The organism is Paenibacillus melissococcoides (genome assembly GCA_944800085.1).
GTDB lineage: Bacteria > Bacillota > Bacilli > Paenibacillales > Paenibacillaceae > Paenibacillus_B > Paenibacillus_B melissococcoides.
On record CALYLO010000001.1, the window covers coordinates 392458 to 409551 of the forward strand.

The window sequence follows — 17094 nt, forward strand, 5'->3', positions numbered from 1 at the left end:
AGGTCCTGCTGCTGATTCACGGCAATATGAATTCTTCGTACCATTGGGATGTGGCGCTGGAGCGGCTGGATCCCCGCTATAAGCTGTACGCGATCGATTTGCGGGGCTTCGGCATCTCGACGTATCACCAACCGATCCGCGCCTTGCGCGACTTTGCCGATGACGTGAAGCTGTTCGCCCGGGAGCTTGGACTGGACCGGTTCGCGGTCATGGGCTGCTCGACGGGCGGCGGCGTAGCGATGGAACTGGCCGCGGATTGGCCCGAGGCGGTGACGAAGCTGATTTTATTGGCTTCGGTATCGACCCGCGATATCCGTTCTATGAGGATGGCGGCAGCGGACTGCCGCATAGGAGCAGACGGATTGCGAGCTATGCGGGCATCGAGGCGCTGGAGCGCAATCGCTTGATCGCGGAAGCGATCGCGCGGGGCGACCGCGCATTTTTAAGGCGGCGGTATGAGACGGTCATCTATGACAAGAACCGGCCGGAGGCAGCCCGTTATGAAGCATATCTCGATGATATGCTGACGCAGCGCAATCTGATGGACGTATATCATGCGCTAAATACGTTCAATGTCAGCGTGTTCGACCATGAGGCGGCCGCCGGCAGCGGCGCGGTTCGGCGCATTGCGGCCCCGGCGCTTGTGCTGCGCGGAGATCGGGACATGGTCATCAGCGAAGCGATGGCCGCCGAGACGCTCGCCGACCTGGGAGAGCGCACCCGGTTCGTCCCGCTGAAGGACTGCGGGCATTCCCCGCTGGTCGACGATCCGGCGCAGCTCCTGCAAGCGGTGGAGGCGTTCCTGGCGGCGGACATCGCCGTGCAGCCGGAAGCATGACCGGGGGATGCGGGAAGGCAGGAGAGGCGGGAAAGGCGGACAGGGCGGCCTGCCGGACCGCTTGACGGAACCGCCTGAGGGACCGGCGCAGGCAAAGGCAAGGAATCAGACAGGAGGGGGAACATGAAGCTTGAGGGCAAGACGGTAATCATTACAGGCGGAGCCAACGGGATTGGCGAAGCGGCTGTGCGGCTGTTCCTGGATGCGGGGGCGAATGTCGTCATCGCCGATTACAATGAAGAAGCGGGGAAGCGTCTCCTGCATGAACTTGGACCTTCCGCAGCGGAGCGCGCGCTCTTCTCGGCATGCAATGTCGCGGATCCGGCCAGCGTGGAGCAGCTTATGGAAAAGACGCTGGAGCGCTTCGGCGCAATCGAGGTGCTGATCAATAACGCCGGCATCACCCGCGACGCGATGCTGCTCAAAATGGCGCCGCAGCAGTGGCGCGATGTCATCGATGTGAATCTGACCGGCGTGTTCTATTGCACTCGGCATGCCGCGCCTTATATGGCGGCTCAAGGACGGGGCAAGATTATTAACACGGCCTCCATCGTCGGCGTGCAGGGCAATATCGGCCAGACCAACTATGCCGCCGCCAAAGCGGGCGTCATCGGCATGACGAAGACATGGGCGCGCGAGCTTGGTTACAAAGGCATCTGCGTGAACGCGGTCGCGCCCGGCTTTATCGCGACGGAGATGGTGGCGAAGATGCCGGAGAACATTGTCGACGCCATGCGGAGCAAAGTGCCTTTGCGCCGGCTCGGACAACCGGAAGATGTCGCGCAGGTCTATCTGTTCCTGGCGTCCGGCGCAGCGGACTATATTAACGGAGCCGTCATTGAAGTGAACGGAGGGCTCTCGATTTGACAAGCGATGAAGCCGCCGCATAGCGGCTCGCACAAGAAAAGGATCTTGGCCCGCCTCGCGAAGCGGCGGCGCAAGATCCTTTTTCAGTTGAAGCGGGCAGCGGCGGGACTCAGGAAGGCTGCGTCCGGCCGGGATGAATGAAGCCGGCGAGCGAAGCCGTTTCCTTCCATAACCGATCATGCGATAGCGTCATATCCGCATGGAGAGGAGGGCGCATCGGCTGCAGATGCTTCAGCATCCGGTCGTCGACGAACCAATCGCTGGCCCCGGCCTGGGGCAACGGCTCGTCCGGCCAGGCATCGGCCAGCCGCGGACTGTAGGCCCGATGCGCCGGCGGCAGGTTCGTATCATCCGGGGCCGTGGCCTGGGTAGTGAAGGCATGCGGCCAGTAGTCGGCGCGCGATCCGGTGGGCGGGACGCCGCGCATGAAGCTTAACGCCCTGCCGTGAATGTCAGGGGCATGAAACAATAGGGCGTATAGTTTGCGCCCGAACGCGATCCGCTCGTCCAGATCGGAGAAATTCTCCAGTGTCAGGCCGACGAGGGGGACGGCCGGCTCCTGCACCGACGGGATTGCGAGCGGGATAATGACCTGATTCATCTGCATCCAGCCGTGCAGGCGGAAATCCCACTTCGCGATGACCTGCTCGCGGAACTGTTCATTCTGGACGACGCTTCCTTCGATGACGTTCTGTTCATTGATGATAAGTGCGGTCGTCAGCAGCGGGCTGTCCGGCTGAACCCAGAAGCTGTCCCAGAATGGATTCATGAATGCCGATATGCCCAGGTGCGGGAGCAGATGGAACAGGCTGCGCCCTTCGCGCCGGCTGGCGTCATATAACAGCAGCTGCGGGAAGGCGTCATGAAAAATAAGGGCATTGCTTCGCTCCAGCATGCGGAACGACCACTGGCGCTGTGCCGGACTCATGATGCGCGGCAGCCATTCCCCCTGCAGATCCGTCATATTCCAGCCTCCATTGCGGCAGACGGTATGGGCCAGCAGCGCCCAGTGGAGCTCCGGGTGCTCATTATAGACCCGAAGATAAGCCTCTGCGCGGGTAACATTGTTCCGGTTCCCGGCCGCTGCCGCATGGCGGATATGAGCGAGAAGCTTCAATTCTTCGGACGTCAGGCTCTGACGCTCATGGGCTCGGGCCTCTTCGGCATGCGGGCGGCTCTGCTCCGCGATGATCCGATAAAGACGCTCTTCCGCCCGTCTGGCGGCGGCCCGGTTCCACTCCATCGCGCGCAGATAGCGTATGCTTCTCGCCTGCCTGCGCAAGCTAGTCCATAGATTGCGTATGGCGGAGCAGGCGCTGCCGACGGCATGCCGAAGCAAGCGCCAGGCGTACCGCCAGCGGGTTGGAGACATGGACTCCATCGTATTTGCGCTCTCCTTTCCCGGAAATCCCTTGTTTTCCGTTCATTTTTTTACTAGTATGTCCAAATTGACGCCCCTGTGAACCTATTTGCGGTTTGACTTTTCATTTCAAATTGGTTTATCTTGAAAACAACCTAGTTGGGAGTGAAGCGTGATGGAAAAAGTACAAACCGTGGAACGTTTTAAAGAATTGATTGCTCAGCCGTTGACGGCGATCGCCGTATTCAAGACGTCCTGGTGCCCGGACTGCCACTTTATTGATCCGTTCATGCCGGAAGTGGAGGCGCAATATGAGGGCAAGGCCGTATTTTTCGAGGTGGATGCGGAAGCGTTGGTCGATGTGGCCCAGCAATATCATATTCTCGGCATTCCTAGCTTCGTCGCCTTCAAGAACGGCAAGGAGACGATTCGCTTCGTCAACAAGCTTCGCAAGTCGCGGCCGGAGATTGAACAGTTCGCAGATCGGGCCATTGCGGTGTCTGAAGCGTTGTAAGCCACACGAGAACGCATAATCCGCCCTTGGATGGGGCGGATTTTTTGATGTGCGCACGGACGCGCATCGACTCGGATTGATGGGGATGTGTAATATTTGTCACAATTTTGCCGTACATTCGATTAGGAAATCTTGTATAATGGGGACGATTGGCATGCTTTGTAGGTAAGAATTATTTTAATATTAAGCGTTCAAAAGGGTCGAAGCGTGATTGATTTCAAATGAGACTAACGGGTCAGGTGAATCTGGTGAATGCGAACATCTACCGTAAATTGAAGTTATTGGCTTACGCCACCTGCATCAGCATGTTCATCGTCGTGCTGAACGGCGCCCTCGTCACGAAGACGGGCTCCGGCCAGGGCTGCGGCACCGATTGGCCGCTGTGCAACGGCAAATTCGTGCCTGCCTATACCATTGAATCGATGATTGAATACTCGCACCGCATGGTGACCGGAATTGTGGGCATTCTTGTCCTGGCATCATTTGTATTTGTTTTCCGCTACGCGCGAGACAAGCGCGACGCAGTGATGTATTCGTTGCTGACGCTTATTTTTACCGTTATTCAGGCGATTATGGGGGCGCTTGCCGTTGTGTTTACCCAATCTCCCCCCGTCATGGCGCTGCATTTCGGAATCTCTCTGCTGGCGTTCGCCTCATCCTTCCTGCTGTGCCTGGCGCTGCGAAGGTATGAGCGGGGCATCGTCCAACCTGTTGGGAAGATCAGCGATACGTTCCGTTACGGCGTCTGGTTCACATGGTTATATACATATATCGTGATATACGTCGGCGCCTTCGTACGGCATACGGAGTCATCCGGCGGCTGCCTGGGATGGCCGCTCTGCAATGGCGAGTGGATTCCCGAGATGACGGGAGGAACCGCAATCGCTTTCATGCACCGGGTGGCTGCAGCGCTGCTGCTCGTTGTCGTCGCGGTGATGGCGCATTTCGCCTATCATCATCATAAGAATAATCGGGAGATCCAACTGTGCGGGATATGGTCGATTGCGCTGTGCGCGGGGCAAATTGTAAGCGGGGCGCTCGTCGTGTTTGCGATAACGGATGAGAATTGGTATTTATTCGCGGGAATGCTGCATGCGGTGTTGATCTGCGGACTATTCAGCGTGCTATGCTATATGAGCATTCGCGTATGGCAGCTCCGGGAACGGACATAATGCGAAAAGAAGCAGTCACTTGACGGTGCGCGGCGCCAGGGCGGGCCAACGTGCTACAAGCGAACTGCTTCTTCTTGTATTGCATGGGGTTACAGTGAACATAATCCGATTTACGCTCCTTCTCTCAATTGACGGGCATCTTCGGCGTGAGCGCCGAACAGCAGTACGGACGCGGCCGCTTTCGCCGCAGCCAGCCAACGGACATTCCAACGTCTGCGCTCTGTCTCCCGATTCGTGCTTCTCATGAACATCTACCTCCCGTAAAGTGTGGTCTTGCTTAAGAATCGTAATGAGTGTTCAAAAAGGTCGTTTCTCAGCACCGAGAAGATTGATTGAACTCGAAGAAAGAGCAGCGCAATGTAGTTATTAACGACATGAGCAGCGGATTTCGAGAGTGAGTGCAAGATTCGATGCCGAACTGCTTACTTGAATTCTTCGTGATCAGAAGCGAGCTTTTTGAACTTCCTCTCTTATTTTACCGATACGGATGGGGCGGTGCCATGCAACCCGCTTACGTTTATCTTACATTGTCGTAAGCTGTCCGGTTGTAGCGCTTTAGGTTCTCATGAAAAACAGATATACTACATAATAGTACGTTACTGTGGCGTCTATTACAGAATTATCCTTATAACGAGCCGATTTTTCAGCAAGTATTCACCCAGCAAACGATCTAAGGAGGGCTAGCGTTGTCATTTTCCAATATTCGCAGTTTCATTCATACGCTCAAGCGGGAGAACGAGTTGGCGGTCATCGAAGCCGAAGTCGATCCGTATCTCGAGATCGCCGAAATTCACCGGCGGGTGATCGAGGAAGGCGGCCCCGCCCTGCTGTTCACCAATGTGAAGGGAAGCCCGTTCTCCGTAGCCACGAACCTGTTCGGGACGACCCGGCGGGTGGACATGGCCTTCGGTCCGAGACCGGAGCAGTTCGCCAACAAATGCATCGAAGCGGTGAATCGCCTCATGCCTCCATCGCCGAAGAAACTGTGGGAAGAACGAGGCCTCGTCAAGGAATTGCTGAGCCTGCTCAAGGTAGGCATGAAGGATGTATCGTCCGCTCAGGCGCCGATTATGGACGTGAAGCGGACCGATATGCCGCTGCATGGGCTGCCGGCGTTAACGAGCTGGCAGTTGGACGGAGGGCCGTTCATTACCCTCCCGCTCGTGTACACCGAGCATCCCGCGCGCAAGGGCAGCGATCATAACCTGGGAATGTACCGGGTTCAAATATATGACGACAAAACGACTGGAATCCACTGGCAGATCCAAAAGGGCGGCGGCTTCCATTACCATGAAGCCGAGCTCCGGAACGAGGCGCTGCCGGTATCCATCTACGTCGGCGGCCCGCCCGCATTGATTGCGGCCGCCATCGCGCCGCTTCCGGAGAAGCTGCCGGAGCTGCTCATGGCCTCCTTCGTCATGGGCGAACGCCTGCCTGTCGTGGACAGCGGCTTCGAAGGCCACCGCATTCCGGCGGAAGCCGAGTTCGTCATCCAGGGCTATGTGCCTCCGCATGAGCGGCGGCTGGAAGGGCCGTTCGGCGACCATTACGGTTATTATTCCTGGGCGCATGAGTTCCCGCTGGTCAATGTGAAGCACATGTATCACCGCAAAGACGCGATCTACCCGGCGACGGTCGTCGGCAAGCCGCGCCAGGAAGATTACTATCTGGGCGAGTATCTGGTCAAATTGCTGTCACCTGCCTTCCCGATGGTCATGCCGAGCGTGCGCAAGGTGCACCCTTATCCGGAGACGGGGGTCCATTCCTTGGCCGCAGCCGTAGTCCGCGAGAGCTATTCGCGCGAGGCGATGCTGAGCGGCTTCCGGATTCTCGGAGAAGGCCAGCTCAGCCTCACCAAATTCCTGATGCTCACCGATCAGGATGTCGATCTGGACAATTTTGCGCAGTTGATGGAGAACGTATTGGAGCGCTTCCAACCGGAGTCGGATCTGTACGTGCTGAACAATACGTCCCATGATACGCTCGATTATACCGGGCACAAGCTGAATCATGGCAGCAAGGGCATTATGCTGGGGGTCGGCGAGCCGGTGCGCGAGCTCCCGCATACGTACGAGGGTGGCCCGATTGACGAAATCACGGATGTGGCCGTGTTCTGCCGCGGCTGCCTGACGATGTCCGGAGCGTCCTATGAGGCCGAGCCGCAGTTGGCGGAACGGCTGATGGAGCGGTTGGCCGATCAGGAGACGCCTTGGCCGCTCGTATTCCTGGTGGACGATGCGCAAGTGGCCCGCACGCAGTTGTCTTTCCTGTGGACGGTGTTCACCCGCTTCAACCCTGCTTCTGATATATACGCGCGGATGGAAGTCCGAAATCACCACATTGCGTATCGGCTGCCGATTGTTATCGATGCGCGCATGAAGCCGGGCTACCCGGACGAATTGTTCCCGCGGGAAGATATCGTGCAACGGGTTGACGATCGTTGGAAAGACTATTTCCCGAACGGATTCTAATCGGGGGTGGTCACGATGCTGCGAAGCTTGTTCGGGGAAGAGCCCCGCAGGGATGAAGGCGCGTTGAAGGAAGCGATGGAGGCGATAGACCGCTATCTGTCGCATGTAAGGAAGCAGATGGACAACGGCGGGGATCCGGGGCATTATTGGCGCAAAATCGAAATCTGGACGGTTGGGCTGCGCACGTCGCTCGATGAGCTGGAGCAGAGCATCTATGCTTCCGGCAAGTATGCGGAGCGGGTGACGAAGCAGTACCAGGAGGATATGAACGATAATGAACTGGATGATTATTACCGTCACGTCTACTTTTACAAAAATGCATTCATCCGCGTCTTCTCCATCCTGGACAAGCTGGGGACGCTGTTGAATGAGGTGCTGCGGCTGGAGACGGAGGAAATGAAGCATTTTTTCTCTTACTTCACGGTGCTCCGCCGTCTGCATATGACAGGAAGGCACCCGCGCCTGACCGACAAGCTGTCCGGTCTCAAGCAGCTTCATGGAGAAGCGATGCAGCGCTTGCGCAAGCGCCGCAATACCGAGATTCACTATATGAATGCCGAGATGCAGGACGATCTGTGGCAGCGGCACCGCAGCTTGAACAGCAAGCTGCGGCTGGAGGATATCCAGGCGAATATGGACGATGTGGCAGAAGGCATGCACATGGTATGCGGCGCCCTTACCGCTTCGTTCCGCGCTCTGGTTGACCTGGAAAAATGAAACGTAAGGCAAAAAAAGTCAATTGACAATATCCGAGCAATATCATATACTTTGAATAATTTCATAACGATTTCTTATCAAGAGTGGCGGAGGGACAGGCCCTGTGAAGCCCGGCAACCGATCCTGCAACCCGTATTTGCTCGCAGCTTACCGCTGCCGCAAGATTGCAGGGTGTCAATGGTGCTAATTCCTTCAGAACGGATAAGTTCTGGCAGATAAGAAAGGGCGCTAACCCACCTGGAATGAAGAAGCAAATGTGACAGCCCCCTTTTGGCATCTGCCAAGAGGGGGCTTTTGGCGTGAATACAGAGATACAGGTCACCGCTAATTAGGAAGGGGAAAACTATCATTGATTCGTCTGGAGCATATCAGCAAGCAATATGAAGTCAAAGGGAAGCTATCCGGACCTCTCGCATTAAATGATGTCACGTTGACGATAGAGCAAGGGGAGATTTTCGGCATTATCGGCCACTCCGGGGCCGGCAAGAGCACGCTGTTGCGCAGCATCAACCTGTTGGAGCGCCCGACCTCCGGGAAGGTGTTCGTGGATCAGGTGGACATGATGAATCTCTCGAAGCGGGAGCTGCAGGAGCAGCGCAGCAAGATCGGCATGATTTTTCAGCATTTCAATCTGCTGTCCTCGGCCACCGTGTTCGACAATATCGCGTTCCCGCTGCGGCTGCAGAACACGCCTGCCGCCCAAGTGAAGGCGAAGGCGGATGAATTAATCCGTCTCGTCGGACTGGAGGAGCACCGCAATAAATATCCGGCGCAGCTGTCCGGAGGACAAAAGCAGAGGGTCGGCATTGCGCGCGCGCTGGCCAACGATCCGAAGGTGCTGCTCTGCGACGAAGCAACCTCCGCGCTCGATCCGCAGACGACGCAATCGATTCTGGAGCTGCTGCTCGATATTAACCGCCGCTTCGGCATCACGATCGTGCTCATTACCCATGAGATGCATGTCATTCAGGCGATATGCGATCGGGTCGCCGTCATCCATGTCGGCCAGATTGCGGAGCAGGGCAAGGTGGTCGATGTCTTCCTGAAGCCGCAGCATCCGGTGACGAGGGAGTTCATTATGAAGGAGCGCCATGACGCCGACCTGCAGCCGTGGATGGCCTTCCAGGGGCAGGCGGGCGAGCACTCGCGCGTCGTCAAGATCAATTACTTGGGCGATGTGACGTATGAGCCTGTGCTGCAAACCGTCCTCACCGAGGCGGGGGTCCGCTTCACGATACTGCAGGGGACGATTTCGCGCATGAAGGATATTCCATACGGACAATTGGTCGTTCGTCTGGACGGCGGCCAACCGGATGTCGAGCGTTCGCTCTCCGCGCTGAAGGATAGAGGACTTGAAGTGGAGGTGATCGCGTAATGAAGGATCTCGATTTCTCCAAAATCAACTGGGACGAGCTCGGAACGGCGACAAGCGATACGCTGGCGATGATGCTGTTCTCCGTGTTGTTCACGATTGTTATCGGGCTTCCGCTCGGCGTACTGCTTTATTTGACAGGGAAATCAAAAGGGACGGCCGGGAGAACTGTATATTTCGTCGTATCTTTTATCGTCAATATTTTGCGTTCGGCGCCGTTCGTTATTTTGATGATTGCGCTCATTCCGGTTACCCGGATGATCGTCGGCACCTCGATCGGGGTCGAAGGCACGATTCCGCCGCTCGTTATCGCGGCTGCGCCTTTCTTCGCCCGCCTGGTGGAGACCTCGCTGCGCGAGGTGGACCGGGGCGTCATCGAAGCCGCGCAGGCGATGGGCGCTTCCACCTGGCAGATCGTGCGCAAGGTGCTGCTGCCGGAGGCGATGCCGGGCTTGATCGCCGGCGCGACGATTACGGCCGTGACGCTCGTCACTTATACGGCGATGTCAGGCATGGTCGGCGGCGGCGGTCTCGGGGACTTGGCGATTCGATACGGGTATCACCGCTACGAATTTGAAGTTATGATCATTTCGATTTTTATTATGGTGCTGCTCGTGCAAATTCTGCAATGGATTGGCGACGCGTTCGTCCGCCGGTTCACCCGGAAGTAGGCGGCCGCCGATGGCCCGCAAGGGTCCGGCTGCGGATAGCGAAGGAATTCGCTCGGTATCGAGCTTCCATATATAAATGTAAAACAGCATATTATCAAAATGGGGAAACAATAGGAGGAGAAGAGAGACATGAAAAAATGGACGTATGTATTGACGTTGATTGCCCTGATCGGTGTGCTCGCGGCATGCGGCAGCAAGCAAGATGCCGGAACGGATACGAACGCGGCGGGCGGAGAAGGCGGCAAGGAGACGTTGAAGCTGGTTGTCGGGGCATCGCCGGTGCCGCATGCCGAGATTTTGAAGCATATCGCGCCGAAGCTGAAGGAGCAGGGCATTGAGCTCGAGGTCAAAGAGTTCACGGACTATGTGCAGCCGAATGTGCAGGTGCACGAGAAGCAGCTGGATGCGAATTTCTTCCAGCATAAGCCGTACATGGACAACGAAGTGACGGAAAAAGGCTATGATCTCGTGAGCGTGGGGAATGTCCATGTCGAGCCGTTCGGCGGGTATTCCAAATCGATCAAATCGATTGATGAACTGAAGGACGGCGATACGGTGGCGATTCCGAACGATCCGACCAACGGCGGCCGCTCGCTCCTTCTGTTGGAGAAGCAAGGCCTGATCAAGCTGAAGGAAGGTGCTGGCCTGAACGCCGGCGTGAAGGATATTGCCGAAAATCCTAAAAATCTGAAATTCAAAGAGCTTGAGGCGGCGATGCTTCCGCGTACGCTGGATGAAGTCAACCTGGGGCTCATCAACACGAACTATGCCCTTGAAGCCGGACTCAATCCGACGAAGGATGCCCTCTTCATCGAGGACAAGGATTCCCCGTATGCGAACATCTTGACGGCGCGGAGCGACAATAAAGACAGCGATGCGATCCAGAAGCTGCTGGCTGCGCTGCAATCGGATGACGTGAAGCAGTTCATCAGCGAGAAATACGAAGGCTCCATCGTCCCGGCGTTCTAATAAGGTTTATCTTCGCTACTCGAATAGTCCCCCTTGTACGGCAGAATGTCTGTCATGCAAGGGGGTTTTGTCATGCGTGCGGGAGCAGGACGATGATTTTAGGAAACATTTAAAAAATTCCAGAAGGAGATCAAAGCCGGCTGCAGAAACCGTTCAAGGGACTTATATCTCTTTGGAGGGGGAAGATGTCATGTTCGAACGAATCGATACGGTGTTTGTACGGGTGCCTGATTTGGATGGAAGCCGCTCATCGGCAATTGCAGGCTGCCGGAGTCGAAGTGTCTGCGGTGGAGGAGGAACCGGACGTGCGGTGGTTTTCCTTTGAAGATCATTGCGGCAACAGGCTGGAGGAATGCTCCTTCTAACGTATCGTTCCATACCTCCCCAAGTTGTCCTGCCCTGGCAAATCGCATATACTGAAGAGGAATAATGCGGAGGCCGGGAGGAGGAGAGGATGTTGGAACAGGAGCGCAGGATTGCGCTGATTACCGGCAGTGCCAAAGGGCTGGGGAAGATGGCCGCGCTCGCCTTGGCCGAAGCCGGACATGACATTGTGCTGAATTACATGCATAGCGAACGCGAGGCAACCGAACTCCAACGCCGGATAGCTTCCATGGTCGTCCGCTGCTTGCTCGTGCAAGCCGATATTTCGAAAACGGAAGATGTCAAGCGGCTTGTCTATACGATGAATGAACGAATAGGCATGGCGGATATCGTCGTCAACAATGCCGGACCCTTCGTCCGGGAACGCCGGCTGTTCGCTGACTATACCGAAGAGGAAATCCTGTTCCTGCTGAACGGCAACCTGACCGGCGTCATGCTGCTTGATCATATGCTGCTTCCCTCTATGCGCCGGCGCGGGTGGGGACGAATCATCCATTACGGATTCGGCCATGCGGGAGAAGCGCGTTCCTGGCCTCATCGCGCCGTGTACGCCGCAGCCAAGGTCGGGCTCGTCTCTTTTACGAAGACGCTGGCCGTGGAGGAGGCTCCGTACGGCATTACGGTCAATATGATCTGCCCCGGAGATATTCGCGGCGACAACAAGGAGCGGCGCATCGACGAGGTGCAGGGCGTGCCGGATGAAGAGACGCCTCGGGGCCGTCCGGGGACGGGCGAGGATGTGACCCGGGTCATCCGCTTTTTGTGCGAGGAGCAATCGGATTTCTTCACTGGCAACATCATGAATGTGTCCGGCGGGCTCGACCCGATACGGGCCAATATCGGCAAGCTTACGTAAGCCGGAGGAACGACTTCCTCGGGAATGCGGGTTTAAAAGTTTATTTTTTGAACAACCTCTAGGGCGTGTACGCAAACTATCGAAATAGCCAAATATCTGGTAAACTTATCCTATGAGAAGACGATATGAGATACGAGATGACCAATGGGAACGACTCAAAGACCTCTTGCCACCGGAACGGAAACCACAGGGTGGACGTCCGGCAATCGATAACCGAAAAATGTTCAATGCCATGCTTTGGGTGATTCGTTCTGGTGCGCCTTGGCGAGACTTGCCAGAGCATTATGGCTCCTGGAGCAGTGTCTACAGTCGTTTCCGCCGCTGGGAGAAAGCAGGCATCTTTGATCGAATGCTAGAGGTTCTGGCTGCCAATCCCGATGACGAAAGTGTTATGCTCGATGCTTCCATCGTTCGTGTTCACCAACACGGCGCGGGGGCAAAAGGGGGCAGCAATTCCAAGCCATCGGACGATCACGCGGAGGCTTAACCAGCAAGATTCATGCCGTTGTAGACGGCCTTGGCAATCCGCTACGCTTCGAAGTAACCGCAGGCAACATCAATGATTGTGTAACGGGTTATGAGATCCTGCAAACCCAAGACATACAAGGTAAACATGTTTTGGCGGATCGCGGATACGATACCGATAAAATCATTGCGCTTTTGGAAGAGAAACTGGCCCATTCCGTCATTCCCAGTAAGAAGAATCGCACGATCCAACGTACAACCGACTGGTGGTTGTATAAAGAGCGTCATCTGGTCGAATGCCTGTTCAACAAACTCAAACATAATCGTCGGCTGGCAACTCGGTACGATAAATTGGCCTGTACTTTTGTTGCCTTCTTAAAGCTGGCCTCTTCCATGATCTGGTTGGCTTAAGGTTTGCATACACGCCCTAGTAAGGGTGTATATTGCGTTATGCTGGAGCTTAATGCCCCTGTCCTGACAAGAGCGCGGTGCGCCGCGCTTTTCAGCCGGATGGAGGGCGTTTTTTCATATCGCGTGAGATGAACAGGTGGTAGACAAGATGAGCAGACTGACCAAAGAATTGGCGCAGGAAATCGTGAGGCGAACGATGCAAGTGATTCACTATAACGTGAACGTCATGGACGAACGAGGGCGGATTATCGGGTCAGGAGACCGTTCGCGTTTATACCAGAAGCATGAGGGGGCGCTCATCGCGATTGAACGGAAGGGGCGCTTCGAGATAGACGAGGAGAGCGCGCGGAAGCTGCAAGGGGTGCTGCCCGGCACGAATCTGGCCATTCAGTTCCAGGGGGAAGTCGTGGGCGTTATCGGCATTACCGGCGATCCGAATGAGGTGACCAAGTACGGCGAGCTGGTGAAAATGACGGCGGAAATGTATCTGGAGCAAGCCGATCTGCTGGAAAAAGCCCAGTGGGACAAGCGGATGAAGGAGGATTTCCTGTTCTCCGTCATTCATGCGGACGGCAAGGATAACGACATGCTGCGGCTTCAGGCGGAACGGATCGGATTCAATCCGGACCGGGCGCGCGTCGCATGCATTATGGAGCTAACCGGAACAGAGCGCGCGGATGCGCTGCCTACGCTCAAGCGGGTGGTGGAGCTGCTGGAGGGGCGGCCCGCCATCGATCTGATCGCCATCCGCAATACGCGCCAAATCGTGCTGTTCAAGCCGCATCTGCATCCGCGGGAGCCCGGGGCCGATATATGCGATGGCATCGGCCGCATCCGCAGGCTGCTGGAGGAGAAGCAGATTGCGCCGCTCCGCATCGCCGTCGGCAAGGCGTATTCCGGCATCGGCGGCTTAATCGCGTCCTACCGCTCCGCGCAGGATACGATGCGGGCGGGCCAGGCGATTTTCCCGGAGCAGACGGTATATTATAGCGAAGACATGCCGAATGAGACAGTAGCAGCCAATGTCAAGCCATCATGGATAGGGGAAGAGCTGAGGCGGCTATGGCGGCGGTTCGCGCAGGAGGACAAGAGCGGGGAGCTGCAGCAGACGCTGCAGGCTTATTATGAGGAGAACGGCGAGCAGCAACGTATCGCGGACCGATTGGCGATTCACCGCAATACGCTTCGTTACCGCCTGCAGCGCATCCATGAAGCGACCGGCAAGGACCCGAAGCATTTTCGCGATTTATATACGCTGATGACGGCCCGGTGGTTAAGCGCCCTGGGGGACAAGGAGAACGAGAGCAGCGTCTGAGCGGGCTGGCTTCTATTGTGCATTTGAACAAAAAACATGCTAAGTAAAGCGCTGTATTTCATTTTTATGCATGATGAAGCGCTTTCACATTACAGGTACAGTAATAGTACAAGGATTTGATATAACACCTTAGGGGGAGTACACTATGGACGTATCTGTAACTGTGCTCGGTGCTTTGACGGCATTGGTCGTAGCCATTGTGTTGATATTGCGCAAAGTTCCTCCGGCGTACGGCATGATGATTGGCGCGCTCGCCGGCGGGATTGTCGGCGGAATCGGGCTGGTCGATTCCGTGAACCTGATGATGGATGGCGCCAAGGGCATGATCCCGGCCGTGCTGCGCATCCTGGCGGCCGGCGTGCTGGCCGGCGTCCTGATTGAGTCGGGCGGGGCCAAGACGATCGCCGAGACGCTGGTCCGCAAGGTCGGCGAGACGCGCGCCTTGTTCGCGCTGGCGTTCGCGACGATGGTCCTGACGGCGGTCGGCGTCTTCATCGACGTCGCGGTCATCACAGTGGCGCCGATTGCGCTCGCGATTGCCCAGCGCGCCGGCTTGTCCCGCATGGCTATACTTCTCGCCATGATCGGCGGCGGCAAGGCCGGCAACATTATGTCGCCCAATCCGAACGCCATCTCGGCGGCGGAGGCATTTGACATTCCGCTGACATCGATGATGATGGCGGGCATTATCCCGGCTCTGTTCGGGCTTATTGTCACCTATATCATCGCGAAGCGGCTGACGAAGAAGGGCACGATGATTGCCGCTGAAGAAAGCGTTGACAATGGTGAGCAGCAGCTTCCAAGCTTCCTGGCGGCGATGATGGCTCCGCTGACGGCGATTGTGCTGCTGGCGCTGCGCCCGTTGGCCGGCATCGTCATCGACCCGATTATCGCACTGCCGGCCGGCGGCCTCGTTGGCGCCTTGTGCATGGGCCGCATCAAGCATATCAATCAATATGCGATATCGGGCCTCGGCAAAATGACGGGCGTGGCCGTCATGCTTCTCGGCACGGGAACGCTGGCGGGCATTATATCGAACTCGCAATTGAAAGATGTCATCATCAACAGCCTGGCCTCTTCCGGCCTGCCGGCTTACTTGTTGGCTCCGATAAGCGGCGCGTTCATGTCCTTGGCCACCGCCTCGACGACGGCAGGCACGGCGGTCGCAAGCTCGGTGTTCGGCTCGACGATTATGGAGCTTGGCGTCGCTTCCCTGGGTGCGGCGGCCATGATTCATGCCGGTGCGACCGTCCTCGACCATATGCCTCACGGCAGTTTCTTCCACGCGACGGGCGGAAGCGTTAACATGGCGATGAAGGAGCGGCTGCGTCTCATTCCGTATGAGACGGTGATCGGTCTTGTCCTGGCCATCGTCTCGACATTGGTGTTCGGCGTATTCGGCTGGTTCTTGTAACCCGGGATTCCCCCGGGGAGCAGTGGCCGTTGGTTAAGGTTTGATGGAGAGGGAGTGTAGAGAAATGAAGGTTGTAATTGCTCCGGACTCATTTAAAGAGAGCTTGTCCGCAATGGAGGCATGTCACGCGATAGAAAAAGGATGGCGCCATGTATACCCTGAAGCGGAAATCATACATGTGCCCATGGCTGATGGCGGCGAAGGCACGGTCCAGTCCTTGGTCGATGCGACGGGCGGACGCTTGATCCACCGCGAAGTGACAGGACCGCTTGGCGCGCCCGTGACCGCGTTCTACGGCTTGCTTGGCGACGGGAAGACGGCGGTCATCGAGATGGCGGCCGCCTCGGGTCTTGCGCTTGTGGCGCCAGACCAGCGCAATCCGCTCGCGACGACGACGCGCGGCACCGGCGAGCTGATTCAGTCGGCGCTGGACGAAGGCGTCAGCACGATTATTCTCGGCCTGGGGGGCAGCGCCACGAACGACGGCGGCGCGGGCATGGCACAGGCGCTCGGCGTGCGGCTGCTTGACGCCGCTGGCGCGGAAATCGGCCATGGCGGCGGAGAACTGCATCGCATTGCCCGCATCGACGTGAGCGGAGCCGATCCGCGGCTGAAGAGAGTGGCCTTCGTGGCCGCGTGCGATGTGGACAACCCGCTGACCGGCGAGCGGGGGGCCTCGGCCGTATTCGGCCCTCAGAAAGGCGCCGGGCCGGACATGGTGCGGCAGCTCGACGCCAATCTCGCCCATTATGCGGCGATGATTAAGACGAGCTTGGGACGCGATGTGGCCGGGATTCCCGGCGGCGGCGCAGCCGGAGGACTTGGCGCGGGCGTGCTCGCCTTTTTGGACGCCGAGCTGAAGCGGGGCGTCGATATCGTCATCGAAGCGACCGGGCTCGCTTCGCATGTGAAGGATGCGGATCTCGTCATTACGGGAGAAGGCCGCATCGACAGCCAGACGATTTACGGCAAGACGCCAATGGGCGTGGCCAACACAGCCAAGCGGTATGGCGTGCCGGTCATCGGCATCGCGGGCTCGCTGGCGGACGGGCATGAAGTGGTGCATGCGCACGGCATCGATATGGTCTTCACGATCGTGCCCGGCGTATGCAGCCTGGACGAAGCGATGAGACAAGCCGCTGCCAATATGGAGCGCACGGCGCGCAACATTGCGAAGACATTGCAATGCGGCGGCAGTCTGACAAAATAAGGCGAGTGATATGGGGCGGACGCTTCCTTGTGGGAAGGGGCCGCCTCTTTTTATGTTATGACGGTCACAAAAAAGTTCATCTTGCTCA

Annotated in this window: 17 protein-coding genes, 1 pseudogene and 1 riboswitch; of the genes and pseudogenes, 16 read left to right on the forward strand and 2 right to left on the reverse strand. The window is 57.2% G+C overall.

All coding sequences use genetic code 11. The annotated features are described in order from the left end of the window. Window positions 1-26 precede the first annotated feature (26 nt). The 3 genes from OCY70_RS35695 (at window position 27) to fabG (ending at window position 1705) form a co-directional block, all read left to right on the forward strand. A complete protein-coding gene (locus OCY70_RS35695; RefSeq protein WP_306433906.1) occupies window positions 27-407 on the forward strand; it encodes an alpha/beta fold hydrolase in 381 nt (126 codons plus the stop codon). Next, entirely contained in the window at window positions 404-838 is a 435-nt protein-coding gene (locus tag OCY70_RS35700) for an alpha/beta fold hydrolase (protein ID WP_306433905.1), read from the forward strand. The genes OCY70_RS35695 and OCY70_RS35700 overlap by 4 nt, the downstream gene beginning before the upstream one ends. Before the next feature lie 123 nt (window positions 839-961). Next, complete coding sequence (fabG, locus tag OCY70_RS01905) at window positions 962-1705, forward strand: 3-oxoacyl-ACP reductase FabG (protein ID WP_213426483.1); 744 nt, start codon at window positions 962-964, stop codon at window positions 1703-1705. Between the two features lie 109 nt (window positions 1706-1814). On the opposite strand, the gene OCY70_RS01910 is transcribed toward fabG, so the two are convergent. Further along, the gene (locus tag OCY70_RS01910; protein ID WP_213426482.1) at window positions 1815-3086 is read right to left on the reverse strand and encodes a DUF2515 family protein; all 1272 of its coding nucleotides are present in this window, start codon (window positions 3084-3086) and stop codon (window positions 1815-1817) included. 154 nt (window positions 3087-3240) lie between these two features. Between OCY70_RS01910 and OCY70_RS01915 the strand changes: the two genes are divergently transcribed. Beyond that, window positions 3241-3579 carry a thioredoxin family protein gene (locus OCY70_RS01915; protein WP_213426481.1) on the forward strand — a complete coding sequence of 113 codons (339 nt, stop codon included), beginning with the start codon at window positions 3241-3243 and terminating at the stop codon, window positions 3577-3579. Window positions 3580-3800: 221 nt separating this feature from the next. Next, the gene (locus OCY70_RS01920; protein WP_213426480.1) at window positions 3801-4751 is read left to right on the forward strand and encodes a COX15/CtaA family protein; all 951 of its coding nucleotides are present in this window, start codon (window positions 3801-3803) and stop codon (window positions 4749-4751) included. A 110-nt stretch (window positions 4752-4861) separates the two neighbouring features. Here the strand turns inward: OCY70_RS01920 and OCY70_RS01925 are convergent, their stop codons facing one another. Further along, a complete protein-coding gene (locus OCY70_RS01925; RefSeq protein WP_261944548.1) occupies window positions 4862-4996 on the reverse strand; it encodes a hypothetical protein in 135 nt (44 codons plus the stop codon). A gap of 441 nt (window positions 4997-5437) precedes the next feature. Between OCY70_RS01925 and OCY70_RS01930 the strand changes: the two genes are divergently transcribed. The 11 genes and pseudogenes from OCY70_RS01930 (at window position 5438) to OCY70_RS01980 (ending at window position 17006) form a co-directional block, all read left to right on the forward strand. After that, entirely contained in the window at window positions 5438-7222 is a 1785-nt protein-coding gene (locus OCY70_RS01930) for a UbiD family decarboxylase (protein ID WP_213426479.1), read from the forward strand. Window positions 7223-7237: 15 nt separating this feature from the next. Continuing rightward, window positions 7238-7939 carry a Cthe_2314 family HEPN domain-containing protein gene (locus tag OCY70_RS01935; RefSeq protein ID WP_213426478.1) on the forward strand — a complete coding sequence of 234 codons (702 nt, stop codon included), beginning with the start codon at window positions 7238-7240 and terminating at the stop codon, window positions 7937-7939. A 71-nt stretch (window positions 7940-8010) separates the two neighbouring features. Then, a riboswitch (SAM riboswitch) is annotated at window positions 8011-8161 on the forward strand. Window positions 8162-8288: 127 nt separating this feature from the next. Further along, entirely contained in the window at window positions 8289-9314 is a 1026-nt protein-coding gene (locus OCY70_RS01940) for a methionine ABC transporter ATP-binding protein (protein ID WP_213426477.1), read from the forward strand. After that, a complete protein-coding gene (locus OCY70_RS01945; RefSeq protein ID WP_213426476.1) occupies window positions 9314-9982 on the forward strand; it encodes a methionine ABC transporter permease in 669 nt (222 codons plus the stop codon). The genes OCY70_RS01940 and OCY70_RS01945 overlap by 1 nt, the downstream gene beginning before the upstream one ends. 129 nt (window positions 9983-10111) lie before the next feature. Next, on the forward strand, window positions 10112-10951 hold the full coding sequence (locus OCY70_RS01950) for a MetQ/NlpA family ABC transporter substrate-binding protein (RefSeq protein ID WP_213426475.1): 840 nt from the start codon (window positions 10112-10114) through the stop codon (window positions 10949-10951). 185 nt (window positions 10952-11136) lie between these two features. Next, window positions 11137-11316, forward strand: a complete 180-nt coding sequence (locus tag OCY70_RS01955) for a hypothetical protein (RefSeq protein ID WP_261944549.1) — start codon at window positions 11137-11139, stop codon at window positions 11314-11316. Between the two features lie 89 nt (window positions 11317-11405). Next, window positions 11406-12191, forward strand: coding sequence for an SDR family oxidoreductase (locus OCY70_RS01960; protein ID WP_261944550.1), 786 nt, complete (start codon window positions 11406-11408; stop codon window positions 12189-12191). A gap of 112 nt (window positions 12192-12303) precedes the next feature. Further along, a pseudogene (locus OCY70_RS01965) lies at window positions 12304-13001 on the forward strand (IS5 family transposase); the annotation flags it as partial. A 214-nt stretch (window positions 13002-13215) separates the two neighbouring features. After that, window positions 13216-14382 (forward strand): sugar diacid recognition domain-containing protein, encoded by a 1167-nt coding sequence (locus OCY70_RS01970; RefSeq protein WP_213431159.1) that lies wholly within the window; start codon window positions 13216-13218, stop codon window positions 14380-14382. Between the two features lie 145 nt (window positions 14383-14527). After that, window positions 14528-15796 (forward strand): GntP family permease, encoded by a 1269-nt coding sequence (locus OCY70_RS01975; protein WP_213431158.1) that lies wholly within the window; start codon window positions 14528-14530, stop codon window positions 15794-15796. Between the two features lie 64 nt (window positions 15797-15860). Then, on the forward strand, window positions 15861-17006 hold the full coding sequence (locus OCY70_RS01980) for a glycerate kinase (protein WP_213431157.1): 1146 nt from the start codon (window positions 15861-15863) through the stop codon (window positions 17004-17006). Window positions 17007-17094: the final 88 nt, after the last annotated feature.